General features: G+C 65.1%; 25 protein-coding genes. 5 read left to right on the top strand and 20 right to left on the bottom strand.

Annotated elements, in window-relative coordinates; all coding sequences use genetic code 11:
* From AAG799_RS06930 to AAG799_RS06885, 10 genes are all read right to left on the bottom strand, one after another.
* On the bottom strand, positions 1-351 hold a 351-nt coding region (locus tag AAG799_RS06930; RefSeq protein WP_341895078.1), incomplete at its 3' end, for an ATP-binding cassette domain-containing protein.
* Entirely contained in the window at positions 348-1,076 is a 729-nt protein-coding gene (locus AAG799_RS06925; RefSeq protein ID WP_341895077.1) for an ABC transporter ATP-binding protein, read from the bottom strand. The genes AAG799_RS06925 and AAG799_RS06930, both read right to left, overlap by 4 nt.
* Positions 1,073-2,074 carry a branched-chain amino acid ABC transporter permease gene (locus AAG799_RS06920; RefSeq protein WP_341895076.1) on the bottom strand — a complete coding sequence of 334 codons (1,002 nt, stop codon included), beginning with the start codon at positions 2,072-2,074 and terminating at the stop codon, positions 1,073-1,075. The genes AAG799_RS06925 and AAG799_RS06920 overlap by 4 nt, the downstream gene beginning before the upstream one ends.
* A complete protein-coding gene (locus AAG799_RS06915; RefSeq protein WP_341895075.1) occupies positions 2,071-2,940 on the bottom strand; it encodes a branched-chain amino acid ABC transporter permease in 870 nt (289 codons plus the stop codon). Before AAG799_RS06915 ends, AAG799_RS06920 begins: the two co-directional genes overlap by 4 nt.
* A 37-nt stretch (positions 2,941-2,977) precedes the next feature.
* Entirely contained in the window at positions 2,978-3,346 is a 369-nt protein-coding gene (locus tag AAG799_RS06910) for a hypothetical protein (RefSeq protein WP_341895074.1), read from the bottom strand.
* A 54-nt stretch (positions 3,347-3,400) separates the two neighbouring features.
* On the bottom strand, positions 3,401-4,210 hold the full coding sequence (locus tag AAG799_RS06905; RefSeq protein ID WP_341895073.1) for an ABC transporter substrate-binding protein: 810 nt from the start codon (positions 4,208-4,210) through the stop codon (positions 3,401-3,403).
* A gap of 26 nt (positions 4,211-4,236) precedes the next feature.
* Positions 4,237-4,836, bottom strand: a complete 600-nt coding sequence (locus tag AAG799_RS06900; protein WP_341895072.1) for a MarR family transcriptional regulator — start codon at positions 4,834-4,836, stop codon at positions 4,237-4,239.
* A 271-nt stretch (positions 4,837-5,107) separates the two neighbouring features.
* The gene (locus AAG799_RS06895; RefSeq protein ID WP_341895071.1) at positions 5,108-5,698 is read right to left on the bottom strand and encodes a response regulator; all 591 of its coding nucleotides are present in this window, start codon (positions 5,696-5,698) and stop codon (positions 5,108-5,110) included.
* 120 nt (positions 5,699-5,818) lie between these two features.
* Positions 5,819-6,673 carry a 2,3,4,5-tetrahydropyridine-2,6-dicarboxylate N-succinyltransferase gene (gene dapD / locus AAG799_RS06890; protein WP_341895070.1) on the bottom strand — a complete coding sequence of 285 codons (855 nt, stop codon included), beginning with the start codon at positions 6,671-6,673 and terminating at the stop codon, positions 5,819-5,821.
* 108 nt (positions 6,674-6,781) lie between these two features.
* Positions 6,782-7,510 carry a pyrimidine 5'-nucleotidase gene (locus AAG799_RS06885; RefSeq protein WP_341895069.1) on the bottom strand — a complete coding sequence of 243 codons (729 nt, stop codon included), beginning with the start codon at positions 7,508-7,510 and terminating at the stop codon, positions 6,782-6,784.
* An 81-nt stretch (positions 7,511-7,591) separates the two neighbouring features.
* On the opposite strand from AAG799_RS06885, the gene AAG799_RS06880 reads away from it, so the two are divergent.
* Together AAG799_RS06880 and AAG799_RS06875 are read left to right on the top strand one after the other, a co-directional pair.
* A complete protein-coding gene (locus AAG799_RS06880; RefSeq protein WP_341895068.1) occupies positions 7,592-8,893 on the top strand; it encodes a sensor domain-containing diguanylate cyclase in 1,302 nt (433 codons plus the stop codon).
* The gene (locus tag AAG799_RS06875) at positions 8,890-10,140 is read left to right on the top strand and encodes a DUF2336 domain-containing protein (RefSeq protein ID WP_341895067.1); all 1,251 of its coding nucleotides are present in this window, start codon (positions 8,890-8,892) and stop codon (positions 10,138-10,140) included. Before AAG799_RS06880 ends, AAG799_RS06875 begins: the two co-directional genes overlap by 4 nt.
* Here AAG799_RS06875 and xdhC read toward each other — a convergent pair.
* Genes xdhC through AAG799_RS06850 form a run of 5 tightly spaced genes read right to left on the bottom strand, consistent with a single transcriptional unit; the run spans position 10,137 to position 16,309 of the window.
* Positions 10,137-10,934: a xanthine dehydrogenase accessory protein XdhC gene (gene xdhC / locus AAG799_RS06870; RefSeq protein ID WP_341895066.1), complete on the bottom strand. Its 798-nt coding sequence runs from the start codon at positions 10,932-10,934 to the stop codon at positions 10,137-10,139. The two genes, AAG799_RS06875 and xdhC, sit on opposite strands and share 4 nt — an antisense overlap.
* Positions 10,931-13,255 (bottom strand): xanthine dehydrogenase molybdopterin binding subunit, encoded by a 2,325-nt coding sequence (gene xdhB, locus AAG799_RS06865; RefSeq protein ID WP_341895065.1) that lies wholly within the window; start codon positions 13,253-13,255, stop codon positions 10,931-10,933. Before xdhB ends, xdhC begins: the two co-directional genes overlap by 4 nt.
* Positions 13,252-14,709, bottom strand: coding sequence for a xanthine dehydrogenase small subunit (gene xdhA / locus AAG799_RS06860; protein ID WP_341895064.1), 1,458 nt, complete (start codon positions 14,707-14,709; stop codon positions 13,252-13,254). The genes xdhB and xdhA overlap by 4 nt, the downstream gene beginning before the upstream one ends.
* Before the next feature lie 35 nt (positions 14,710-14,744).
* On the bottom strand, positions 14,745-15,515 hold the full coding sequence (locus tag AAG799_RS06855) for an ABC transporter permease (protein WP_341895063.1): 771 nt from the start codon (positions 15,513-15,515) through the stop codon (positions 14,745-14,747).
* Complete coding sequence (locus tag AAG799_RS06850; RefSeq protein WP_341895062.1) at positions 15,515-16,309, bottom strand: ABC transporter ATP-binding protein; 795 nt, start codon at positions 16,307-16,309, stop codon at positions 15,515-15,517. Before AAG799_RS06850 ends, AAG799_RS06855 begins: the two co-directional genes overlap by 1 nt.
* 233 nt (positions 16,310-16,542) lie before the next feature.
* On the opposite strand from AAG799_RS06850, the gene AAG799_RS06845 reads away from it, so the two are divergent.
* A complete protein-coding gene (locus tag AAG799_RS06845; protein WP_341895061.1) occupies positions 16,543-17,730 on the top strand; it encodes an MFS transporter in 1,188 nt (395 codons plus the stop codon).
* Here the strand turns inward: AAG799_RS06845 and AAG799_RS06840 are convergent.
* From AAG799_RS06840 to AAG799_RS06825, 4 genes are all read right to left on the bottom strand, one after another.
* Entirely contained in the window at positions 17,714-18,805 is a 1,092-nt protein-coding gene (locus AAG799_RS06840; RefSeq protein ID WP_341895060.1) for a PepSY-associated TM helix domain-containing protein, read from the bottom strand. The genes AAG799_RS06845 and AAG799_RS06840 overlap by 17 nt on opposite strands.
* 19 nt (positions 18,806-18,824) lie before the next feature.
* The gene (locus AAG799_RS06835) at positions 18,825-20,969 is read right to left on the bottom strand and encodes a TonB-dependent siderophore receptor (protein WP_341895059.1); all 2,145 of its coding nucleotides are present in this window, start codon (positions 20,967-20,969) and stop codon (positions 18,825-18,827) included.
* Positions 20,970-21,113: 144 nt separating this feature from the next.
* Complete coding sequence (locus AAG799_RS06830; protein WP_341895058.1) at positions 21,114-23,327, bottom strand: xanthine dehydrogenase family protein molybdopterin-binding subunit; 2,214 nt, start codon at positions 23,325-23,327, stop codon at positions 21,114-21,116.
* A gap of 2 nt (positions 23,328-23,329) precedes the next feature.
* Positions 23,330-23,791, bottom strand: coding sequence for a (2Fe-2S)-binding protein (locus tag AAG799_RS06825; RefSeq protein WP_341895057.1), 462 nt, complete (start codon positions 23,789-23,791; stop codon positions 23,330-23,332).
* A 286-nt stretch (positions 23,792-24,077) separates the two neighbouring features.
* Here AAG799_RS06825 and AAG799_RS06820 point away from each other — a divergent pair, with 286 nt between their 5' ends.
* Positions 24,078-24,572, top strand: coding sequence for a helix-turn-helix domain-containing protein (locus AAG799_RS06820; protein ID WP_341895056.1), 495 nt, complete (start codon positions 24,078-24,080; stop codon positions 24,570-24,572).
* A complete protein-coding gene (locus AAG799_RS06815; RefSeq protein ID WP_341895055.1) occupies positions 24,565-25,101 on the top strand; it encodes a hypothetical protein in 537 nt (178 codons plus the stop codon). The genes AAG799_RS06820 and AAG799_RS06815 overlap by 8 nt, the downstream gene beginning before the upstream one ends.
* Before the next feature lie 7 nt (positions 25,102-25,108).
* On the opposite strand, the gene AAG799_RS06810 is transcribed toward AAG799_RS06815, so the two are convergent.
* On the bottom strand, positions 25,109-25,558 hold the full coding sequence (locus AAG799_RS06810) for a PAS domain-containing protein (protein WP_341895054.1): 450 nt from the start codon (positions 25,556-25,558) through the stop codon (positions 25,109-25,111).
* Positions 25,559-25,611: the final 53 nt, after the last annotated feature.

Genomic DNA, 25,611 nt, shown 5'->3' with positions numbered 1-25,611 from the left:
CGTGGCCTTTTCCTTGCCGCGCGCACGCGGCAGCAGGGCGCCCATTTCCAGATTCTCCAGCACGCTGAGCGTGGGGAAAATCTGGCGGCCCTCGGCCACCTGGCCGATGCCGAGATTGCAGACCTTGTAACTGGGCAATCCGCCGATCTCGGCGCCCTTGTAGGTGATATGGCCGCGGCGCGGCGTTTCGATGCCGGCGATGGTGCGGATCAGGGTCGATTTGCCGGCGCCATTGGCGCCGATGATGGCGACGATGCTGCCCTGCGGCACATCGATCGACACGCTGTCCAGCGCCTGGGCATCGCCATAGAAAACATCCAGATCGGTCAGGCGGAGCGCCGCGCTGCTCATACCTCGGCCTCCTCGCCCAGATAACATTCCAGCACGGCGGGATCGCGCACCACCTGCTCCGGCGCACCATCGGCGATCACCTGGCCGTGGTGCAGCACCACCACATGCTGCGACAGCGCCATCACGGCGCGCATCACATGTTCGATCAGCAGGATTGTCAGCCCCTGTTTGGCATTCAGTTCACGGAACACGGCAACCATTTGATTGATCTCGGTCGGGCGCAGGCCGGCCATCACCTCGTCCAGCAGCAGCAGGGTCGGATCGGTGGCCAGCGCGCGCGCCACTTCCAGCCGCTTGCGTTCGGGCAGGGTCAGCTGTGCGGCCGGCTGGTCGCGCTTGTCCAGCATGCCGAGCTGGTCCAGCACGCCCTCGGCTTTCTTGCGTGCCAGCCGCGTGCTGGGCTCGGTGCGCAGCGCGCCGACGATCACATTCTCAAGGGCGGTGAGTTCTTTGAACGGCTTCACGATCTGGAAGGTGCGGCCGATGCCGGCATGGCAGATCTGGTCGGGCCGCAGGCCGGCGATGCTCTGGCCGGCAAAGGTGATGCTGCCTTCATCGGGTTTGAACACGCCGGCGATCATGTTGAAACAGGTGGTCTTGCCGGCGCCATTGGGGCCGATCAGGCTGACGATACCGCCCTTGGGCACGATCAGCGAGGCGCGATCCACCGCACGCAGGCCGCGGAAGCTTTTCGAGATGCCCTCGACGGTGAGCAAAGCTGTCATAGCCGCTCTCCCAGGCCGAGCCATTTGCGCAACGGCGGCCAGATGCCGTTGGGCAGATACATCACCACCACCAGCAGGCAGAGGCCATAGAACACCAGCTTCACGCCCGGCAGTTCGTAGCCCAGCGCGGCCATGATGTCGGTGAGGCCTTCGGCCAGCAGGGTCAGCACCACGGCGCCGAGGATCGGGCCGAACAGCGAGCCGATGCCGCCGATGATCGGGCCGAGGATCAGCTCGATCGAGCGGTTCATGCTGAAGATCTGCTCGGGGAACAGGTTGTTGTAATAGAAGGCGAAGAACACGCCGCTCAGCGCGGTCATGCCGGCCGAGATCGCCACCGCGATCATCTTGTAGCGGAACACGTTGATGCCCAGCGTCTGGGCGGCTTCAGGCTCCTCGCGGATCGCCAGCCAGTAATAGCCGATGCGGCCGGTCAGCAGCCAGCGGCAGAACAGGAAGGCCAGCACGGTGATGCCGAGCAGGATGTAATAGAACATGGTGGGCGAGCCGCGCAGGTTGAGCGGATCGTTGATGCTGTACTGCGCCACCGGCAGGAAGAAGCCGCCCGAGCCGTTCACCCAGGTGAAATGGTCGAAGCCGACGCGGGTGAATTCGGCAAAGGCGATGGTGAGCAGCGCGAAATACACGCCGCCGATGCCGAAGCGGAAAGCCAGGAAGCCGATCACCAGGCCGGCCGACATGCTGAGCAGGATGGCGATCCAGACACCGAGCCAGGGCCCGATGCCGTAATGCACATACAGGGCGGCGGCGGCATAGGCGCCGATGCCGACATAGAGCGAATGGCCCAGGCTGAGCTGGCCGGCAAAGCCCATCATCACGTTCCAGGCCTGGCCGGTATAGGCGAAATACAGCACCAGGATCAGCACCGAGAGGCCGTAATCGCCAACCAGCAGCGGTGCGGCCAGCATGGCGGCCAGCAACAGGCCAAGCAGGATGAGCGCGCGCTGCGGCACGCCTTCGGTCAGACGCGCGATCATGCTTTGCGTCCCAGCAGGCCCTGCGGCCTGAATAAAAGTACGAGAATGAGGATGGCGACGCCGAACATCGTCTTGGCCGAGGGCGCAAAGAACAGCCCGGCCATCGCCTCGGTCAGGCCGATCAGCACGCCGCCCAGCAGCGCGCCGGGCATCGAGCCCAGACCGCCGATGATGACGATGACGAAAGCCTGCAGGGTGAACACCGGTCCGACATTGGGCGTGGTGTCGATCAGCAGCGTCATCATCGCGCCGGCGGCGCCGACGCAGGCCGAACCGATGCCGAAGGTGAGTGCATAGAGCCGCTTGACGTTGAGGCCGACCACCAGGGCGCCCATATGGTTGTCGGCGCAGGCACGGATCGCCTTGCCGATGCGGCTGAGTTTGAAGAAGGCGAACAGCCCGGCGGTGATCGCCAGCGCCAGGGTGGCGGTGATGACGCGCACCTTGTCGATCAGCAGCGGGCCGACTTCAATGGAGTCGAGCGCGTAATCGACCAGCACGTTGCGGGCATCGGGGCCGAAGATCATCAGCAGGCCGTTGACCATGATGATGGCCACGGCGGCCAGCAGGATGAACTGACTGTGCTCCGGCCGGTTGATGAAGGGATTGATCAGGGCCGCCTGCATCGCATAACCCAGCGCGAACAGCAGCACGGCAATCGGGATCATCGATACCAGCGGATCGATATTCCAGGCGCCGAAGGCGACGATCGCGGCATAGGAGGCAATCGTCATCATCTCGCCATGGGCGAAATTGACCACGCGCACCACCCCGAAGATGACCGAAAGGCCAAGGGCCATGAGGCCATAGACCAGTCCGGTCAGAATGCCCTGTACGGCAACGGTAACAATCAAATCTATGGGCATCGGTTTCTTCGAAATGGTGTCGCGTGGTTATGGTCGATCAGCTGCGCTTGGTCCAGCTCGGCAGCGGCAGGGTCAGGTTGTCTTCCGCGATATCCAGCGGCAGAACCACCTTCGGGCGCTGGTCGAGATTCTGCAGCGTCACCGACTTGATGTTGACGTTCTGGCCCTTTTCGTTGAACTGCAGCGGACCGCCGGCCATCACGTGATCGGTGATGTTGGTCTTGCGGATCGCATCGGCCAGCGCCGCACCCGCCGTGCTCTTGGCGGCGTTATGCGCATTGACGGCCACCATGACGGCCTCGAACGAGAAGCCGACATTCAGCTCGAACAGCTCGTTCTTGTAGCTCTTGGTGAACTCGTCCAGCAGCTTCTGGGTCAGGGTCGAGCGCGGGTTGTACCACGGCACATTGGTCAGCAGGTAATTCGAGAACTTGCCCAGCGTCTTGTAGAACTGGCCCTCCTAGAAGCCCGGCGCGCCGGGGCTCATCCCGATCTGCGGGTCCCAGCGCTGCTTCACCATCTCGCGGATCATCAGGATGGCGTCGTTCAGGCGGGTCACCGGCATCAGCATTTCGGCGCCGGTGGCCTTGGCCTTGGCGATCTCGACCGAGAGATCCTTGGCCTGCGGATCATAGGCAATGGTCTCGACGATCTGGAAGGGCAGGTTGAAGCGCGGCGCCATCGCCTTGATCGCGCCGGCCATTGACTGGCCGAAGGTGTCGTTCACATGCATGAACACGGCGGTCTTCGGCGTGATGCCGCTCTTCTCGAACACGCCCTTCATCAGGTTGAGGCCGTCGCCGACCAGCATCGGCGCGGTCGGGAAGTTGCGGAACACGAACTTGTAGCCCTGTTCGGTGATCTGCGGCGCGGCGGCCACGTTGATGATGTAGGGCACGCCCTTCTGCTCGGCGACCTGGGCGATGGCGGCCGACTGGCCGCTGTCGAAGGCGCCGATCAGCACATTGGCGCCGTCATTGATCAGCTTCTCGGCGCGGGCGCGGGCCACGTCGACGTTGGATTCGGTATCGGCATTCATGATCTCGACATTGGCGTTGATGCCGAGCTGCTTGAGTACGCGCGGCGCCAGGTCGATGCCGCGCTGGCAGGCGATGCCGAGCTGGGCCTGGAAGCCCGAACGCGGATGGATCGAGCCGATCTTCAGCGCGCCGGTCTGGGCCTTCACGATGTTGAACGGCGCGGTGCCGGCGACAAGCGCGGCACCGGCGGCAGTGGCCGCGAATTGGCGGCGGGTAAGCTTGGTGCTCATTGGTTTTTCCTCCCTGGAACCGTTGTCTAGGACGCCCGCCCTGTATGGGCGGTGCGCTTGGTACGCGATGCTACTGGATCAGTCTCTGCTGCGGAACGGGCTGCGGCTTCCACTTTCTGGGCACGTTCCTGCGTGATCGGGGCCGGCGCGGCGGTAAACTTGTGCAGCAACCGCATCAGGGTGGCATGCTCCTCGCCACTCAGCACCTGGTTGATCTTGGCGTCATGCTGCTGGACGCGGGCGATATACTCCGCCATGCGGCGCTGGCCGTCTGTGGTCAGGAACAGGCCATAGGCGCGCCGGTCATGCGGGTCGGCGCGGCGCTCGACCAGGCCCAGGCCTTCCAGCCGGTCGGTCATCGTCATGGCGCCGGAACGGGCGACACCAAGGGCTTCGCCCAGGCGGCTTTGCTGGATGCCGGGATTGCGCTCGACCAGCATCAGGGCCGAAAACAGCGCCGGGCTGATTCCGGTATCGCCCAGCCGGCCATAGAAATCCTCCCACACCCGCAGCTGCGCCAGGCGCAGCAGATAGCCGACATGGTTGGGCAGGGTGCCGTAATCCACCGGCGCAGCACTGCCGCGACGCTCGGATTTTACTCCGACCTCGGCTTTCGGCCTGCGCATCGGCGCATTCCGGGCGGCAACTGGCACGATGATGATCCTCCCTGCCCACGGCTCTTGGCGGCCGGGCTTTTATTGTGTGCCGGATTGTAGCGGGGAATAACAGTAATGCAAGCGGACTAATTCATGGCATCGGCCTGCGGTGGCGGATTACAGCAGGCTGCCGCCTGTCATGCCAGCGTCATCGCCGCCGCCTAGGCTGCGAATCACCTCAGGCGCGCCGCTCATAGTGCCCGGCCGGTCCGGCTTCCCCGCCCCGACCGGCTTTCTTTTTTCAGGGATTGGGTGTCTTGGGTTTGCGGCGCTCGTCGCCGCTGCGCCGGCTGGGCCGCTTGCGGCGTTCCTGGTCGGGCGGCAGCGGCATCTGCAGCCGGCGTTCATTGCGGCGGCGGTCGGGCAGGCGGCGGCGGTCGGGCCCGACAAAGGCACTGCTGCGGATGAATTTGCGGGGCACCTGCAGCACATGCATCAGGCGCAGCACCAGCCCTTCCATCGACAGCGGCTTGCGCGCGATCTCGTTCACGCCGGCATCGCGCGCGGTGGCCACCAGCGCGGCATCGGGATTGGTGCACATCAGGATGATCGGTACCGGGTCGTTCTCGCGGCGCAGCCGGCGCGTGAAGGCGATGCCATCGCCGTTGCCGGGCAGTTTGTGGTCCAGCAGGATCACGCTGGGCCGGAACTCGATCAGCTGGCGTATTGCTTCCGCGGCAGTGCCGGCCACGATGATGGAGGGGAAACCCATGCCGAGCAGCACATCGCGCAGCGTGCGACGCAGGCCGCGGTCACCCTCGGCCACCAGGATGGTGGAACGGCGAAAGGCACCGGGATCGATACGACGGGTTTTGGCGGGCGGAAGCGACATGACCGACTCGGGATAACAGGAGCCTGAAGCCTCGCCGCTCTGCGTTAAGGAAGGGTTGTCGCGCCGCCGGTTCTACCGACAATGTCTGCTGACGGGCAGCGCGACACCACCTATGCGATATCAGTCGCGCAGCAGTTCGTTGATGGATGTCTTGGAACGCGTCTGCGCGTCGACGCGCTTGACGATCACAGCGCAGTACAGCGACGGACCCGGCTGGCCGTTGGGCAGCGGCTTGCCCGGGATGTTGCCAGAGACCACCACCGAATAGGCCGGCACGCGGCCGACAAACACCTCGCCGGTGGCGCGGTCGATGATCTTGGTGCCGGCGCCCAGATAGACGCCCATGGACAGCACGGCGCCTTCCTCGACGATCACGCCTTCCACCACTTCCGAACGCGCGCCGATGAAGCAGTTATCCTCGATGATCACCGGATTGCCCTGCAGCGGCTCCAGCACACCGCCGATGCCGACACCACCCGACAGATGCACGTTCTTGCCGATCTGGGCGCAGGAACCTACCGTGGCCCAGGTATCCACCATGGTGCCGCTGTCGACATAGGCACCGAGATTGACAAAGCTCGGCATCAGCACGACGCCCGGGGCGATATAGGCGGCGCGGCGCACCACGGCGCCCGGCACGGCGCGGAAGCCGGCGCTACGGAAGCGCTGTTCGCTCCAGCCGGCAAATTTCGACGGCACCTTGTCAAACCAGCTGGCGCCGCCCGGCGCATCCGAAATCAGCATGTTGTCGGTGAGGCGGAAGCTCAGCAGCACGGCCTTTTTGGCCCACTGGTGCACCACCCACTTGCCGTCGATCTTCTCGGCCACGCGCAGCTTGCCGTCATCCAGCGCATTCAGCGTGGCTTCCACCGCGTCGCGGACTTCGCCCTTGGTCTGGAAATTGACCTGGTCGCGGGCCTCCCAGGCGGCATCGATCACGGGCTGGAGCTGGGCGCGGATGGCGGCGTCGGTCATGGCAAATAGTCCTTGGAAAATGCGGGTCGGCGAGACCGCGAGACAATAGCCGCCAGACGCCTTGAGTCAACCTGCCGGCTCCCTTTCGGGCACCCTTCGGGGGGCGGTTCAGGCGGCGGGCAGGGCGGCCAGGAAGGCGGTCAGGTCGGGGGCGGTATGGTGGATATGGCCGTGGTCGCCGGCATCGGGTTTCGACCAGGCTGCCGTGGTCGGCACCCAGATCGTGGTCATGCCCAGTTCGGCCGCCGGTTTCAGGTTGCGTGCCATGTCTTCCACCATCACGGCACCGGCCGGTGCCACGCCATGCCGGGCCAGCATCGCGCGATAGGGCGTCATGTCCGGCTTTGGCAGGTAGTCGGAAGCCACGATATCGAACACCGCCTCGAAATGATGGTCGACGCCCAGCTTGCGCATGATGCGCTCGGCATGGGCCACGGTGCCGTTGGTGAAGATCAGTTTGCGGCCCGGCAGGCGCTCCAGCGCCGTATTCAGCGCCGGCATGGCATCCACGCCGCTCAGGTCGATGTCATGTACGAAGCTGAGGAAGGCAGCCGGGTCGATACCGTGTTCCACCATCAGGCCGCGCAGCGTGGTGCCATGGGTGTGGAAGAAGTATTTCCGCTTTTCGGCTGCCGCCGCGGCATCGAGGGCAAAGGTCGTGGCGATGAACTCGCCCATCCGGCGCTGCACCTGCTCGAACAGGTTGCATTCCGCCGGATAGAGCGTGTTGTCGAGGTCGAAGACCCAGGTTTCCGCATGGCGGAGCGCTGCGCCGGCCAGCGGCGTGCCGGCATGGGATGCCGAGGGGGCGGAGGATACGGAAGCAGTGGAGATCACGGTTTCGCACCATAGGGGCTTCCGGCTAAAATGGCGAGTATCCGGGGCGCGACGCGATCACCGGAACCAGAGGGGCGAACGGTGAGTCAGGGTAGCACGGCAATGGATGCGGGCCAGGATGGCCACCTGGCGGGCGGACTCGATCCGGCCCTGCTGGTGCCGGAATATCCCGGCCCGGCTGCGCTGCTCGATGGTGGCGGCCATACCCTGGCCGCCAATGATGCCGCCACCGGGCTGCTGACCGCGCTGGCCGGCAACCAGTTGCCGGCCCTGGCCACGGCGATTGCGGCGGCGCTGGGTGACGGCCAGATGCGGCAGGATCGCGCCGATCTCGCCGGCCCGCGCGGCGGCAGCGCGCTGCAGCTCACCCTCATTCCGCTCGGCGACAAGACGAGTCGCCGCCTGCTGCTGCTCGGTCGCGACGGCACGCTGGAGCGCAACCTGATCCAGGCTCTGATGCAGTCGCGCCAGCTGTTCAAGGATCTGGTCTCCTGCTCCACCGATTTTGCCTGGGAAACCAAGGCCGATGGCCGCTTCGGCTTCGTCTCGCCGCGCGGCGCGCTCGGCTATACGGCCCGCGAACTGGAAGGCCGCGATGCGCGCCAGATCGTCGCCGAATACAGCGTCGATACGCCGGCGCCGGCGATCCTGCCGTTCGAGGCACAGGTGCCGCAGGAAGCCACCGAGATTTTCCTGCAGCGCAAGGATGGCACGGTCGGTTGCTTTGAAGTCTCCTGCCTTCCGGTGCGGGATGCACAGGGCACCTGGCTCGGCGTGCGCGGCGTGGCGCGCGATGTCACCGAGGCCCGCGAGCGCGTCGATGCGCTGCGGCGCGCGCATAAGCAGCTCAACAAGCTGGCCAGCACCGATGGCCTTACCGGCCTGCTCAACCGCCGTGCCTTCCTGGCCGAACTGGACAAGCGGCTGGCACGCCATCTGCGTAACAAGCTGCGCGGCACCCTGATCTATTTCGATCTCGACAACTTCAAGAAGGTCAACGATGTGCGCGGCCACCAGGTGGGCGACGAGGTGCTGAAGCATGTCTCGGAAGAAGCCCGCCGGCTGATGCGCGGCGTCGATCTGGCCTCGCGCATCGGCGGTGATGAATTCCTGCTCTGGCTCGAAGAAACCGACCGCAACTCGGCGGAATCGATCAGCCTGCGCCTGCATGAGATCGGCCGCGAGCTTGACCGGCAGTTCGGTGTCGAGGGTTTTCCGCTCGGCCTTTCGGTCGGCGCGGTGTTTTCGCGGCTCGACCAGCTGGAAAGCACCGAGGCCCTGATCGCCCGGGCAGACGAGGCCATGTATGCCGCCAAGAAAGGCGGCAAGGGACGCAGCCATATCGCGCCGCTGCCCGATGACGAGGACGGAGTCCCGACGTGAGTGGCAAGAATATCGACTACGACAAGGCGAAGGCGCTGGCCGCCTCGGCCAATTCGGCCGAGCGCCTGAAGCTGGCCAAGCGCGCCGATACGCAGCCGGAAATCCTGTATTACCTTGCGGTCGACCAGACCGAAGAGGTGCGCCGCGCCATCGTCGAGAACGAGGCGACGCCGGCACAGGCCTATCTGCTGCTGGCCAATGATTCCTCCGAAGAGATACGCCAGCGGCTGGCTGCCAAGGTGGCGCATATGCTGCCCGACCTGCCGGACGACGAGGCCAGCAAGGCGCGCGAGCTGGCGATCCAGACGCTGGAGCTGCTGGCGCAGGACGAACTGGCCCGTATCCGCGCCACATTGTCGGAAGCCCTGAAAGCATCCGAGAATGTACCGCATCATCTGATCAAGCAGCTGGCGCTGGATGTCGAGCTGATCGTCTCGGCTCCGGTGCTGCAATTCTCGCCGCTCTTGAGCGATGACGATCTGCGCGAGATTGTCGCCTCCTCGGCGCAGTCGGGTGCGCTGTCGGCGATTGCCCGCCGCATCGGCCTGTCCGATGGTGTATCCGGGGCCATTGCGGCGACCCGTGATGTTTCAGCGGTGGCGGCATTGCTGGCCAATGACTCGGCGCAGATCCGGGAAGAGACCCTCGATCTCATTCTCGATGCGGCGCCGCAATTCGAAGCCTGGCATGAACCGCTGGTGCAGCGGCCAAACCTGCCGGGCAAGGCGGCCAAGCGGCTTGCCGGCTTTGTCGCCTCGTCACTGCTCAAGCTGTTGGCCAGCCGCAAGGATCTGCCGGCCGATGCGCTGGCCGAGGTGCGCCAGGTGATGGAGCAGCGGCTCGAGGTTAAGCTGGAAGAGGCTGACGAAGACGAGGAGGCGGAAGACGCGCAGACGCCGATGGCCGAGGCCGAGATCAAGGTCAGGAAGCTGATCAAGGACAAGAAGCTCGACAACGATCTGGTGCAGGAGGCGATCGAGCGCGGCGACCGGAACCTGGTGCTGCAGGCGCTGATCCAGAATGGCCGTATCCCGCTGTCGGTGATCCAGAAGGCGATCGATGTGCGCAATGGCCGACTGATCACCGCACTGGTCTGGCGCGCCAAATTCTCCATGCGCACGGCGGTGATGATCCAGCGCGACCTTGCCCATGTGCCACCGAAGAGCATGCTGAATGCCCGCAACGGCTCGGATTATCCGATGACCGAGGCCGAGCTGCAGGACCAGCTGAAGATTCTGGGGCTTTAAGCCGCGCTCTCGTCGACCACGCGTAAGGTCTGCCGGGCGCCCTCGCGCAGCTGCAGCAGCTGTGCTGCCGTGGCAATGGCGATCTCGCCGGGATGCTTGCCGTTCACGCCGTCGATGCCGATCGGGCAGGTCAGCCTGGCGATCTGCTGTTCGTCCAGGCCCAGCTCGCGGAACCGTTTGACGAAACGCGCGCGCTTGGTCTCCGAGCCGATCAGGCCCACATAGGCGAAGCGGTTTTCCTGCAGGGCTTTTGCCGTGATGCCCAGATCGAGCGCATGACTGTGGCTCATCACCAGAATCCAGGCATCGTCCGGCAGGCCGGTGATCTCGCGTTCGGGCGCGTTGGTCACTTCCACGCTCACACCCGGCGGCACATGGTCGGGGAATTCATCGGGCCGCGGATCGAACCAGCGGATGCGGCAGGGCAGGGCAGACAGCACCTGCACCACGGCCTTGCCGACATGGCCGGCGCCGAACAGCGCCACGGTGAACAGGTCCGGCCGCTGCGGCTCGAACAGCAGCGTCATGGTGCCGCCGCAGCATTGCCCCATCGAGGGGCCGAGCGGGAATTTGCGCAAGCTCGGCCCCTGTTTGGTGCCGAGCATATGGCGGGCGATCTCGATGGCGCGGAATTCCAGCGTGCCGCCACCGATGGTGCCGATGGTGTCGTCCGGCGTCACCACCATCTTGGTGCCGGCCTCGCGCGGCGAGGAGCCATCGGTGGCTGCCACCGTTACCAGCACGGCGGGAATGCCGCGACCATCCAGGTCACTGAGGGCATTGAGCCAGTTCATTTGGCGGCTGCCATGTCGGTGGGCATCGCCGCGTCCTGTCGTTTGGCCGCTGCGATGGCCAGCAGCACGCGTTCCGGTGTGGCGGGTGCATCCAGGCGCACCATCCTGGTGCCGGCCGCGGCGGCGACGGCGTCCTTCAGCGCCAGCCAGGCGGAGATGCCGAGCATCAGCGGTGGCTCGCCTACGGCTTTGGATCGGAACACGGTGTTTGCCGGATTGGCGCGGCCGGAAACAAGCTGCACGCGGAAATCTTCCGGCAGGTCGCGCGCGGTGGGAATCTTGTAGGTGCTGGGCGCATGGGTGCGTAAGCGCCCTTTGTCGTCCCACCACAGTTCTTCCATGGTCAGCCAGCCCAGGCCCTGGATATAGGCGCCCTCCACCTGGCCCAGGTCGATGGCGGGATTGAGCGAGCTGCCGCAGTCATGCAGCAGGTCGGCGCGGGTGAAGCGGTATTCGCCGGTAAAGCAGTCGACCAGCACTTCGGTGGCCGACAGGCCGTAGGCGAAATAATAGAACGGCCGGCCGCGCCCGGTGGCGCGGTCGAAATTGATATCCGGCGTGGCATAGAAGCCCGAGGCAGCCAGCGACACGCGTTCCATCCAGGCCTTGTGCGCCACATCGGCAAACGGCACCGATTTGCCGCCGGCACGGACGTGGTCATCAGCAAACACCACCTGCCCTGCATCTGCATTCAGCATCGCGCCGGCCACCACGGCGAGGCGGTCGCGAATCTGCAGTGCGGCGGCCTCGGCGGCCTTGCCATTCAGATCGGCGCCGGCGCTCGCTGCCGTGGCAGATGTATTGGGCACCTTGTCGGTGCGCGTCGCGGTGATGCGGATCTTGTCCAGCCCGATGCCGAGCGTCTCGGCCACCACCTGCGCCACCTTGATATAGACGCCCTGGCCCATCTCGGTGCCGCCGTGGTTCAGCTGCACCGAGCCATCCTCATAGACCAGAACCAGCGCGCCGGCCTGGTTGAGGAAAGTGGTGGTGAAGGAGATGCCGAATTTCACCGGCGTCAGTGCCAGGCCTTTTTTCAGATGCGGGCTCTGTGCATTGAAGGCGTCGATCTCTTGCCGGCGGCGCCTGTAGTCGCTGCTCGCCAGCAGCTCGTCCAGCATCTCGGGCAGGATATTGTCGGTGATGGTCTGAAAATACGGCGTGACGTTGTTGGCGGACTTGCCATAGAGATTGGCGCGGCGGATGTCCAAGGGATCGCGGCCCAGGAAACGCGCGATCTCGTCGATCACATATTCGGTGGTCGCCATGCCCTGCGGTCCGCCGAAACCGCGAAACGCGGTGTTCGACACCGTGTTGGTCTTGCAGCACAGCCCGGTGATGGTGACATCGGGCAGCCAGTAGCTGGAATCGGCATGGAACACCGCGCGGTCCACCACGGCACCGGTCAGGTCCGCCGCCCAGCCGCCGCGCCCGGCCAGCGTCAGCTCATACCCGAGGATGCGGCCCTGCTCATCGAAGCCGACGTCGTAACGCGACAGGAAATCATGCCGTTTGCCGGTGGCGATCATGTCCTCGTCGCGGTCGAGCCGCAGCTTGGCTGGCCGGCCGGTCCTGGCCGCGATCACGGCGGCGATGCAGGCAAACTGCGCGGCCTGGGTTTCCTTGCCGCCGAAGCCGCCGCCCATGCGCCGGCATTCCACTGTTACGCTGTTCAGAGACGTGCCGAGGACTCGCGCAACGAGCTTCTGTACCTCGGAGGGATGCTGCGTCGAGCAACGCACGATCACATCGCCGTCCTCGCGCGGCTCGGCCAGGCTGACCTGCCCTTCGAGGTAGAAATGATCCTGGCCGCCGATATTCAGATCACCTTTCAGGCGGTGTGGTGCCCCGGCGATGGCAGCAGTTGCATCGCCGCGCTTCAGGCCCAGCGGTGGCAGCAGGAAGGACTGTTTCTCGATGGCATCTTCGATGCTCAGGATCGCCGACAGGTCTTCATAGGTCACCCGCACCAGCCGGGCGGCGCGGCGCGCGGTGGGCAGGTCGTGGGCGGCAATCGCCGCCACCGGATGGCCGTGGAATTCGACCACCCCGTTGGCCAGCACCGGCTCGCCGCGCACCACCGGCGCGATATCGGGATCGCCCGGTACGTCGGCCACGGTGATCGCCGCCATCACACCGGGAATGGCGAGCGCGGCACTCAGATCGATATTCAGGATTTTCGCATGCGTGCGATCGCTCAAATGCAGCGCCACATGCAGCAGGCCTTCGGGTTCCGGCAGGTCGTCGATATAGCGCGCACTGCCGGCCACATGCTTGGGCGCGCTGTCATGCTTGATCGGCTTATGAATGACCGATGTCATTCGGCGGCCTCCACCGATATTTTCCCGCCGCTGCTGACCTCGACACAGAATTTGCGCAGCAGGTTCTGCGCCGCCAGCAGGCGATAGGCGGCCGAGGCGCGCATGTCGCTCATCGGCTTGAAATCCGTGGCCAGTGCCGTGACGGCGGTTTCGATTTCGGCCGGGATAAAGCGCTTGCCGGTCAGGGCGGCCTCGGCCTGTTTTGCCCGCGCCGGCGTGCCGGCCATGCCGCCAAAAGCGAGCCGCGCGCTGTGCACGGTATCGCCCTCCAGCACCACATGAAACGCCGCCAGCACGGCGGAGATATCCTGGTCGAAGCGTTTCGACAGCTTGTAGACGCCGAAGCGGCTCTGCCTGCCGGGCTTGCACACTGTCACGCTTTCGACGAATTCGCCTGGCTGCAACGCGGTCTTGCGATAGGCGAGGAAGAACTCCTCCAGCGGCATGCTGCGGCTGCCGGTTTTGCTGCGGAGTTTCAGCGTGGCGCCCAGCGCGATCAGCGCCGGCATGCTGTCGCCGATCGGGCTGCCATTGGCGATATTGCCGCCCAGCGTGCCGGAATTGCGGATCTGCGTCGATCCCAGCCGCCGCACCATGCGGGCGAAATCGGCATGCAGGCTTTCGATGGCGCCGAAAGCGTCGGTATAGGTCACGCCGGCACCGATCTCGATGCTCTCGCCATGATCGGTGATGCGCTGCAGCTCGGCCACGCGACCGAGATAGACGATGCTGCGCGGCACGCGATGCTGCTTGGTCACCCAGAGCCCCACATCGGTGCCGCCGGCCAGAATCCAGGTTTCGCCGGCGGGAAGTATGGCCAGCGTGTCGGCCAGTTCCTCGGTGCTGCGCGGGGCGATGAAGCTGCCGTCCGGCGTCGAATGCTGCAGCATGCGGCTGCGCGCCAGTGTGCCGAGCTGTGCCACCAGCGCGGCCTCCAGCGGCGCAAAGCGGTCGGCCTTGCCGGCATCAAACATCCTATGCCCGGCCTCCAGGATCGGGCGGTAGCCGGTGCAGCGGCACAGGTTGCCGGCCAGCGCGTCTTTCAGGCTGCTGTCGTCTGCCTTGTCATGGGTCTTGTAATACGCGAACAGCGACATGACGAAGCCGGGCGTGCAGAAGCCGCATTGCGAACCGTGGCTGTCGACCATGGCCTGCTGCACCGGATGCAGGGTTTCAGCTTCGGCGAGATCGTCCACGGTGAACAGCGCCTTGCCGTCGAGCTGGTGCACGAACAGGATGCAGGCATTCACTGCGCGATGTTTCAGACCGCCGCCCGGCCCGGCCTCGGCCACCACCACGGTGCAGGCGCCGCAGTCGCCCTCGGCGCAGCCTTCCTTCGAGCCGGTGCGGCGCAGCCGCGTGCGCAGATACTCCAGCACCGTCATGGTGTGGGGCACATCCGGTGCCACCGTCACCACCTGGCCGCGCGATACGAACCGAACAGGTTCGGACATGCTGCCTCCGGTCCCTTTGCCGCGTGTGGGCGGCGTCAGCTCATCAGGTCGCTGCCGCGGAACGCCCAGCCGGTCATGCGCCGTTCAAACCACACCGCCACCGCATACATCACCACGCCCATGGCGGCGACCACGATCAGGCCGGCGAAGACCAGTGGCACATTATAGCTCGAAGACGCCGACAGCATCAGGTATCCGATGCCCTCGTTGGAGGCCACGGTTTCCGCGATCACCGAACCGACAAAGGCCAGCGTAATGGCGATTTTCAGCGACGCGAACAGATAGGGCATGGCGCGCGGCAGGCCGATCTTGGTGAGGATTTCAGTCTTGGTCGCCCCCAGCGAGCGCAGCACGTCGCGCAGCTCAGGCTCGATGGTGGCCAGGCCGGTGGCGACATTGACCACGATGGGGAAGAAGGAAATCACGAAAGCGGTGATGATCGCCGGCACCGTGCCGATGCCGAACCAGATCACCAGCACCGGCACCAGCGCCACCTTGGGGATCGAATTGAAGCCGACCAGCACCGGATACAGCCCGACATAGACCAGCCGCGAGGCGCCGATGAAGATGCCGAGCAGGCCGCCGCCGACCACGCCGAGCGCAAAGCCCGCCGTGGTGGTCATCAGGGTCTGCAGCGCATGATGGGTGATCTGCGGGGCAAATTTCACCATCGCCTCGAACACCACGCTGGGGCGCGGCAGGATGAAGGTTTCGACGCGGGTGATGACGCAGACGACTTCCCACAGGATGAAAAGTCCGATGGTGACCATCCAGGGCATCGCCCGGATGAGGTTCTTCTCGTTCATCACGATTCCCTCACCGAATGAATGTGCTCACGCAGCTCATGCACGATCGAGCCGAAATGCGGCTCAAAGGTCGTGTCCAGCGTGCGCGGACGCGGAATGTCGATCTCCTTGCTCAGGATGATCCGGCCGGGCCGCTTGCTCATCACGAAGACGCGGTCGGCCAGATAGGTCGCCTCGCGCAGGTCATGGGTGATCAGGATGGCGGTGAAGCGCCGCTCCATCCACAGCTTCTGCATCACGCCCCACAATTCCTCGCGGGTGAAGGCATCCAGCGCGCCGAAAGGCTCGTCCAGCATCAGCAGGCGCGGCTCATGGATGATCGAGCGGCAGACATTGGCGCGCTGCTGCATGCCGCCCGACAGCTGCCAGGGGAACTTGTCGGCAAAATCGGCCAGGCCCACGGTCTTGAGCAGGGCCATGGCCTGCGCGATATAGGCCTGTTTTTCCTTGCGCAGGCGGCGCTTGTGCGGCTCGACGATCTCCAGCGGCAGCATCACGTTGTCCAGCGTGGTGCGCCAGGGCAGCAGGGTGGAATTCTGGAAGGCCATGCCCACACCCTGGATCGGGCCGTTCACGGGCTTGCCACCGATGGTGATGCTGCCGCCGGTGCAGTTCAGCAGGCCGGTCACCAGTTTCATCAGGGTCGACTTGCCGCAACCGGACGGCCCGACCACGGCGACGAATTCGCCTTCCTGGATGTCGATGTTGAGATCCTCTACGGCGAGGGTCTCTTCCTCGGCCTGACGATAGGTCAGGCTGACACCGTTGATTTTGACGAAAGCCGGGCCCTGCATCACGGCGCTCCCCGCGCGACGCTCACCCGCACGGTATTTCGGTGCGCGGCCTCGGGGCCGCATCCCCTTGTCATCGCCTGCATGATGCGATCTTGTCCCCCTGCCGAATCACTGTCGGATTTTTGCCCGGACGGCGGCATTTGTGCGCCGCATATAAAGAATTGTAACCACGGACGCCGTAGAATTGTAAACAATTTTCACCCTGCCCGATTCGAAGGCAGTCGGAGTATTCCGTGAGCGACAACAGCCCTGAAAACCGGCGCGCCATTGCCTGGCGGATCAGCGTCTATTTTGCCGCGCTGTTCGTGGTGCCCGGCATTCATCTGCCATTCTTCTCGGTTTGGCTGCAGTCGCGCGGTCTTTCACCAACCGAAATTTCCGTGATCCTGGCGTCGGGCATCCTGCTGCGGCTGGTGGCCGGCCCGATGGCCGCGCATGCGGTCGACCGCAATGGCCGCCGCCGCCAGGCCATCATCGTGCTGACCTGGCTCAGCCTCGCCTTCTATACCCTGCTGGGCTGGACCGAAGGCTTCTGGCCGATGCTGGGGATCTGGCTGCTGCACACCGCGGCCTGGGGGCCGATCGCGCCGTTCAGCGAAAACATCGCCGTGCTGGCCAGCACGCGGCACAATCTGCAATACGGTCGCCTGCGCCTCTGGGGTTCGCTGAGTTTCCTGGTCACCGCCTATCTCGCCGGCCTGTGGCTGAAGGGCCGCGACGACAACTGGATTTTCATCCTGCTGCTGATCGGCATGCTGGGGCTCGCGCTCGGCAGCCATCTGCTGCCCGATCTGCGCCTGCCGCTCAATCGCCCGCGCATCGCCGGCGCACCGGCCATGCGGCTGATGCGCAGCCCGCTGTTCCTGGCTTTCCTGGGTGCCAATGCCTGCCTGCAGGCCAGTCATGCGATGTTCTACACCTTCGGCACCCTGCACTGGCGCAGCCAGGGTCTGAGCGATGCACAGATCGGCTTTCTCTGGGCCGAGGGCGTGCTGGCCGAAGTGATTTTATTCGCGGTCGGCCAGCGGGTGGCGCAGCATGTCGGCGGTGTCGGCCTGCTGGCGCTGGCCGCGCTGGGCGGCGCCATCCGCTGGAGCTTCACGGCCTTCACGGGCGATTTCTCCGTGCTGGTGGCGCTCAATCTGCTGCATGCGGCCACCTTTGGCTGCGCCCATCTCGGCGCCATGCGGCTGCTGGCTGGCGGTGTCGACCCCGATGCCTCGGCCTCGGCGCAAAGCCTGTACAGCGCGGCCAATTCGGCCCTGCTGGCGGCCGGCACCCTGGCGGTGGGCCCGCTGTTTGCCGCTTTTGGCGGCCTGGCCTATCTCGCCATGCTGCCGCTGTCACTCGGCGGCGGCCTGTGTGTGCTGCTGCTGTGGCGACAGCGCAGCGGGCTTCAGTTCGTCACGCCCGCGGCCTGAACGGGCGCGCGCGCAGCCACAGATACAGCCCGGTGGCGAACAGCAGCGCCGGCAGCAGGCCGGAAATGAAAACAATCAGGCGTCCCGCCGCGCCGAACAGGTAGCCGGTATGCAGCGGATAGGGCAGCTGGTCGAACACCATGTTGGCGGCCGGCAATTCGGAGACGCGCTGCAGGTCCAGCACGGTGCCGGCGGCATCCAGCAGTACATAGCTGCGGCCGTTCTGATGGATTTCATCGGGCTGGCGCAGGCGGATGCGGGTCGCACCGCCGGGCCGGGCCGGCGGTGAAATGAAAACCGGCCGCGCCCCCGGGATCAGCCTCTGCGCTTCGGCCAGCAGGTCGTCGACCGATCTGGCCGTGCCGATCTCTGCCGGCCGTGCCAGTGTCGCAGAACTGAGCGGACGGATACCGCCCAGCATGGTCATCGCCGGCTGCAAGGCATCACGAAAGCAAATGGCGCTGCCGCTGAGCGCCAGCAGCAGCAGTGGCAGGGTCATTGCCGCGCCGCCGACCTTGTGCAGGTCAAAGCTGCGGCGATGCCATGACATGCCGCGCCACTTCATGGTCAGCGCCTGCTTCCATGCGCGCCATCGCAGCTGTGGCCACCACAGGATCGCGCCGCTGATGGCACTGAAAGCCAGCGTGAGCCCCACCCAGCCGACGATCTGCCGTCCAAGGGTTGCCAGCAAGAGATGGCGGTGCAGGTCGAGCAAAAAGGCAAACACCTGCTGCCCCGGCAGCGGTGCGATCAGGGTGGCGGCATAGGGGTCGATCAGCAGGGTGTGCCGGCCGCCGCCGGGCATATCCAGCGTGGCCTGGACCGGCCGGTCGGCTGTCTCGGGATAGCGCAGATAGGCCACGCGGCCGCCGGCCTGCTGCGCGGTGGCCAGGAAGCGCGATGGCGGCGCCAGGGTCTCGCCGGGTGCCACATGCATGATGCCGGGGTAGAGCAGCTCGAGGATTTCTTCCTGATACACCAGCGCGCTGCCGGTCAGGCCGAGCACTACGAAAACCGCGCCAGCGGCCAGGCCAATCCATAAATGCAGGCGGCGCCAAAGCTGTCGTAACGTCACTGGCGCCGCCTCTTCAGACTCAGAATACGAACTTGGTGGTGATATACGCGGTTCGCGGCGCACCGGCAAACAGGCCGCCATTGGCCTCGATGCTGGCGCGGGTTGCGTAGACCTCGTCAAAGATGTTGTTGATGCCAAAGGCTACGGTGGGACCATCGGCGAAGTCATAGGCAACCTGGCCATTGAACAGCACATAGCCGGCAATCGGCCCCAGCTTGCCGTTGGCGCTGCCCTGAACGCTGTTGGTGTCATCGGCCCACTGCCTGGACTGGCCATAGGCGTTCAGGTTGTAGGTCCATTCGCTGACCCTGTAACGGGCGCCAACGGTGCCGATATGGGGCGAATAGAGTCCCAGCTGACGGCCCTTGTTCACACCCTGCTCGCGCGTCGCCTCGGTATAGGCATAGGTGGCATAGACGCTGAGGCCCTTCAGCGAGGTATAGAGTGTGCCGAGATCGTATTCGGCCGCGGTCTCGATACCCTGATGCTTGGTGGCGCCGGTATTGATGTTGACGCTGTTCACGCTTTCGATCTGGTTGTCGAAGTGGATCAGGAACAGGCCGCCCTCCAGTGACAGGCCGCCGGCCTTGTAGCGCGCACCGATCTCGTAGGTCTTGGCGCGTTCCGGCTCCAGGCTGCCGGCGCCGGCAGCGGTCGAATCGCCCAGTGCCAGATGCGTCACCGGATTGAACGATGTCGAGTAGTTGGCATAGGTGAACAGGTCGCGATTGACCTCCCAGCCGGCGCTGAGCGAGGGCAGCGGCTCTTCGTATTTTTCCGTGTCGCGGAAGCCGGTCAGCTTGTTGAGGCGATCGACTTCCACCTTCTCGAAGCGGATGCCGGGCGTCACCGTCACGGTGCCCACCTTCATGGCGTTGTCGATATAGACGGCATGCGCCTCGGTCGAGCCCTCGGTATAGCGGTTGCGCGCTTCGGCAACGCCAAACGGATTGAAGCCGGCGGCGCCGCTGCGGCGGAAGCGCATCTCGTCGGTGGATTCCGTCATGTAGCGATAGCCGATCGATGCGGCATGCTTGACGATGCCGGTTTCAGCCAGTGCAGTGAAGCGCGGCTCGAAGCCATAGACGCTGTAATTGCGCGGCAGGCGGTCCAGGATGGTCAGCGATGCATCGCTGCCGCCATTCACCGAGGTGGTGGGCGCCGAGGCGATGGTGAGTTCGCGGAAGCTCTCGGTATGGAAGCCGGTGGTTTCCAGGCGATAGTCGCCGTTGAACTCGTTGACGTATTTCAGCACATATTCATCGCGCTCGCCCTTGAAGCGTTCGCGGGAATGCGTCGACTGGTAGGGATCGGCATTGAAAGCCGCCTGGGTCAGCGGGCCGGGCGTGCTGGCATCGGCATTGTAGTGACGCAGGCGGGTTTCCAGCCGGCTGGTCTCGGTCAGCGCCAGGCGCCCCTTCAGCATGAAGTCGTCGATATCCTGGTTGGTATTGTCGCGGTAGGATTCGCCGTGGTTGCCGGAATAGAACACGGCCAGCCCGGAGCCGTTCTGCAGCGAGCCGCCGGCCATGATGTCGGACTTGCCGAGCAGGCGGCCATTGGCGTCGTTTCCGGCGGTGCTGTCGCCGCGCAGGCTGATTTCGCCGCCATAGGGCGTGGTCGGGATATCCTTGGTAACGAAATTCACCACGCCGCCCGAGGTACCGGGCCCATAGCGCACCGAGCCGCCGCCCTTGACCACGTCGATCGCCTGCAGCATGCCGAGCGATACCGCGCCCAGCGAGGTTTCCGGCTGGCCATACAGCGCATTGGCCAGCGGAATGCCGTCCATCAGGATGGTGGCACCGGCGCTGAGCCGCGAGGTCATGCCGCGGATGCCGATATTCAGCGCGTAGTCGCCGCCGCCGCTGCCATTGGGGGGCGGGGTCTGCACGCCGGGGATGGCGCGGATCGCCTCGGTCACGGTGGAGGCGCCGCTTTGTTCGAACTGCTCCTGCCGCACCACGCTGCGGCCGCCGGCATGGGTGCGCACCACCTCCGGGTCGGCCTCGCCGAGCCAGTCGCCCGCTGCCGTGACGGTGATGCCCTGCAGCTGTACGGGCTGGCTGTCCTGGGCCAAAGCCGGCTGGTTTGCCAGCAGGGCCATGGACGGCAGCGTGAACAGAAGGCCAAGAGCTTTGGCCGAATCCCCGAAGTTTTTCATAGTGAGACTCATTATTAATATCAGAGACGCAATGTTTCCTCCGAAAGATTGTGTTCTGTCAAGGCGGTTAAGCCGCTGCACCGGATCAGAAAAAAGCCCGCGGCAGAGCCGCGGGCTTTCAGGGTCGGTCTAAAATACTGCCGGTTATGCGGACTTGGTCGCGGTCGGCGGCAGCGGCAGGGCGCGGAACACCATCTTGGTGCCGCTCATCAGGGCGTTGGCCACCGCCGGCGCCACCGGCGGCGTGCCGGGTTCGCCGATGCCGGTCGGCTTTTCCTTCGACGGCACGATATGCACCTCCACCTTGGGCATTTCGTGGATGCGCAGCACCTCGTAGTCGTGGAAGTTCGACTGCTCGACCTCGCCCTTGGCCATGGTGATGCCCGGCTTGATGGTGGCCGAGAGGCCATAGCCGATGCCGCTTTCCACCTGGGCGCGGATGATGTTGGGGTTGATCGGCATGCCGCAATCGACCGCCGCCACCACCCGGTCCACCTTCCAGCTGCCATCGGGCTGCAGCACCACTTCCGCCACTTCGGCCACGAAGGACGAGAAGCTTTCCTGCACGGCGATGCCGCGCATGCGGCCCGCCGGCAGCGGCTTGCCCCAGCCGGCCTTCTCGGCGGCCAGGTTCAGCACGCCGAGATGGCGCGGATGCTTGGTCAGCAGCTTGCGCCGCAGCGCCAGCGGATCCTGCTTGGTCTCCGCCGCGATCTCGTCGAGGAACACCTCGGTGGCAAACGCGGTATGCGTGCTGCCGACCGAGCGCCACCACAGCACCGGCACGCCGGTCTTGGTGGTGTGCAGTTCCACGCGCATGTTGGGGATGGCGTAGGGCAGGTTGGCGGCACCTTCCACCGAGGTATGGTCGATGCCGTCCTTGACCATGAAGGCCTCGAATGGCGTGCCGGTCACGATCGACTGGCCGACGATGCGATGCTGCCAGGCGATGATCTCGCCCTTGTCGTCGATGCCGGCCTTCAGCACATGGTGATACATCGGGCGATAGCGACCGCCCTTGATATCGTCCTCGCGCGTCCAGATCAGCCGCACCGGCGCCCGCCCGTTGATCGCCTTGGCGATCTCGACGCCTTCCACGATGTAATCCGACTGGATGGTGGCGCGGCGGCCGAAACTGCCGCCGGCATAGATCGTGTTGATCTTCACCTGCTCGGGCTTCATGCCCAGCACACCGGCTGCATTCATCTGGTCGATGGTCTGGAACTGGTCGCCGGCCCAGATCTCGACACCATTGGCATCCAGCTTGACCACGCAATCCAGCGGCTCCATCGGCGCATGGGCGAGATACGGGAAGTCGTAGGTGGCTTCCAGGATCTTCGCCGCCTTGGCAAAGGCGGCGTCCACATCGCCGTCCTTGCGCGCCGGCAGGCCCGGCGTCTTCGCCAGTGCCTTATACTCGGCCAGGATCTCGTCGGTGCCGCGCTTTTCGGCGGCCGAATCATCCCACTGGATCTCCAGCGCCTCGCGGCCCAGCTTGGCAGCCCAGAAATTCTTCGCCAGCACGGCCACGCCGTTGGAGATCTGCACCACATCCACCACGCCGGGTACCGCCTTGGCCTTGGTGGCGTCAAAGCTCTTCACCTTGGCACCAAACAGCGGCGCGCGCTGCAGCAGTGCGGTCAGCATGCCGGGCAGCTTGACGTCGAGGCTGTATTGCGCGGTGCCGTTGCTCTTGGCCCGTGCATCCAGACGCGGTACATCCTTGCCGATCAGGGTGAACTTGGCCGGGTCTTTCAGCGGCACGTCTCCCGCTGGCGGCGTGATGCCTGCGGCCTTCACGGCCAGCTGGCCGAAGCTCGCCTTCTTTCCGGTTGCGGCATGGCTCACCACGCCTTTCGACACGGTGATGTCCTTCGCCGGCACTTTCCACTGCTCAGCGGCGGCACTCACCAGCATGGCGCGCGCGGTGGCGCCCGCCTTGCGCAGCTGGTCCCAGGAATTCGCCATCGCCGTGCTGCCGCCAGTGCCCTGGATCGTCCCGAAGGCGAGGTTGGCATACAGCTTGGCATCGGCCGGTGCGCCTTCGGTGCGCATCTGCTTCCAGTCGGCATCCAGCTCTTCGGCCACGATGGTGGCGAGGCCGGTATAGGTGCCCTGGCCCATCTCCAGATGCTTCGACAGCACGGTGACGGTGTTATCGGGTGCGATGCGGATAAAGGCATTCATCATCGCCGGTGTGCCGGCCGCAGCCTTCTGCGCCATCGCATTGCGCGGCATCCAGTGGAAGCCGACGACGAGGCCGAGGCCGAGGCCGGCGGCACCGGCACCCTGCAGGAAGCCGCGGCGCGATGCCAGGGGGAGTTCCTGGGGCAGTTTGATCTTGCTCTGCTCGGTCATGATTAGGCCCTCACGGTCTTGGCGGCGTCATGGATCGCGGCGCGGATGCGCACATAGGTCGCGCAGCGGCAGATATTGCCCTGCATGGCCTCGTCGATCTGGGCGTCATTGGGTTTCTTGTTGTCGGTCAGCAGCGCCACCGCCGACATGATCTGGCCGGACTGGCAATAGCCGCATTGCGCGACCTCATGCTTGATCCAGGCGGCCTGCACCGCCTGCGCCACCTTGCCGCCGAGTCCTTCGATGGTGGTGACCTTCTGGCCTTCGATGGCCGAGAGCGGCGTCGAGCAGGCGCGCACCGGCTGGCCGTCGACATGCATGGTGCAGGCGCCGCACTGGGCAGCGCCGCAGCCGAACTTGCTGCCGGTCAGGCCGATCTCGTCGCGCACCGCCCAGAGCAGCGGCATGTCGGGATCGACATCCAGGCTGACAGCCTTGCCGTTCAATGTGAATTTGGTAGCCATTGTGGTCCTCCACTGGGGCGATGAAGAATGGATTGTGAAGACGAAAAAGCAGACGCCATTCCTGGTCGGGCAACGGGTCCATGGATGTTAAAAAAAGCATCGCGGGGCATTCGGGCGGCCCCTTGCTGGTCAGCGTGGGCAGTATACCTCATGCGGACGGAAAGCCGCCTTGCGATTTCGGTACCACGGCTTATTTGATCGATGCTGTGACGGCAGACAGGAATTCATGCGATGGCCGGAGAAAAAACCAGTGGTTTTGCCGGCCATCCTGCGATTATCTGTCTGCATGACCCAATCATATAAAATCCCGGTTCCGATCAGCAATAAGGCACTTGCGGCACCCGATAGGCACCTGCCGGAAACCAATGCCGATGACGCGCCGGCCGCCTGCAGTGCCGCCACCTGCACCTTCACCAAGGAAACCGAAGAGCTGGTGCGCGACCTGATGGTGCGCTTCGGCGACAAGTGGAGCCTGCGGGTGATGGACGAGCTGTATGAGCGCGGCGCCATGCGCTTTTCGCGCCTGCGCGAAACCCTGCAGGGCGTGAGCCAGAAAATGCTGACCCAGACGCTGCGCCAGCTGGAGCGCGACGGCGTCGTGATGCGCAAGGTCTATGCCGAAGTGCCGCCGCGCGTCGATTACGAACTCACGCCGGCCGGCATCGCGCTGAGCGAGGCGCTCTGCGGCGTATGGGAATGGGCGATCCGCAACGAACAGCTGGTCGGTGCCGCGCGCGCGGCCTTCGACCGCCAGGCGAAATCCCTGCCCAAGGATGACTAGGGGTTTCTTTTTCCTGCTGCTGGCCTGCTGCGCGACGGTCGCGCCAGCCATCAACGCAGCCCGGGCCCAGGCCGCGCTGTTCCAGCCGGTCTTCGAGGTGACGCAGCATCCGCGCTGCGCCAACTGCCACACCGATACGGCGGCGCCGCTGCAGCGCGACGGCCGGCCGCACCAGCCGGCCGTGCAGCGCGGGCCTGAGGGCAAGGGCGTTGCCCGGCTCACCTGCGCGGGCTGTCACAAGAACCAGAATACCGCCGCCGCGCCGGGTGCGCCCGACTGGCGCATGCCCAAAGCCGGCGATGCCGTGTTCCGCAACCGGCCGGCCGGCGACCTGTGCCGCGATCTGCGCGATCCGCAGCGCAATGGCGGGCTGCAGCCTGAGGCCCTGGGCAGGCATTTCGCCGAAGACCCGCTGATTGGCTGGGCCTGGGCGCCGGGCACCGGACGCGGCAGCCCGGCGCTCCATCGCGATCATCTGGTGGTGGCGGTGGCGACCTGGCTGCGCGCCGGCGCGCCCTGCCCGGACTGACAGAGGCCTAGGCCGCTTCCCGCTGGCTGGTCGACAGCGGATAGATCGCCACCAGGATGCGGTCGACGGTGACACCGTCTTCGCTCAGCGGCAGCAGCAGCTTGCCCATCTCCGTGTAGATCGCGCTGTTGGGTGAATTGTCGTGCAGGAAATACGTCGGCATGCGCTGTTCCACGCAGGCTTTGAAATACGTCGCGGTGCCGCAGACATTGTGGGGCACTTCGTCGATATACAGCCCGGTGATGCTGTGGCCGCGATAGTCGTCGAGCCGGGTGCCGGACAGCACGACACGGAATCGTGTCTCGCCATCGCCATGTTCAACCGTGATGACGCCGATATTGCCGAGCCAGGGCCGCAGGTCCATCGGCGTGAAATCGCAGCGGCTGGGCAGGGCGCGGTCGCCGCGCTTCAGGTGCCAGAAGGCTTCGAGGGACCTGAGTTCTTCCGGACAGGACATGACACGTCACTCCCCTGTGGTGGCCTGGCGGCAGGATTGCAGCGACAGGCGAA

It is taken from the genome of Ferrovibrio terrae (assembly GCF_943371255.1).
In the GTDB taxonomy this organism is placed as follows: Bacteria; Pseudomonadota; Alphaproteobacteria; order Ferrovibrionales; family Ferrovibrionaceae; genus Ferrovibrio; species Ferrovibrio terrae_B.
This window is presented reverse-complemented; position numbering and strand designations above follow the sequence as displayed.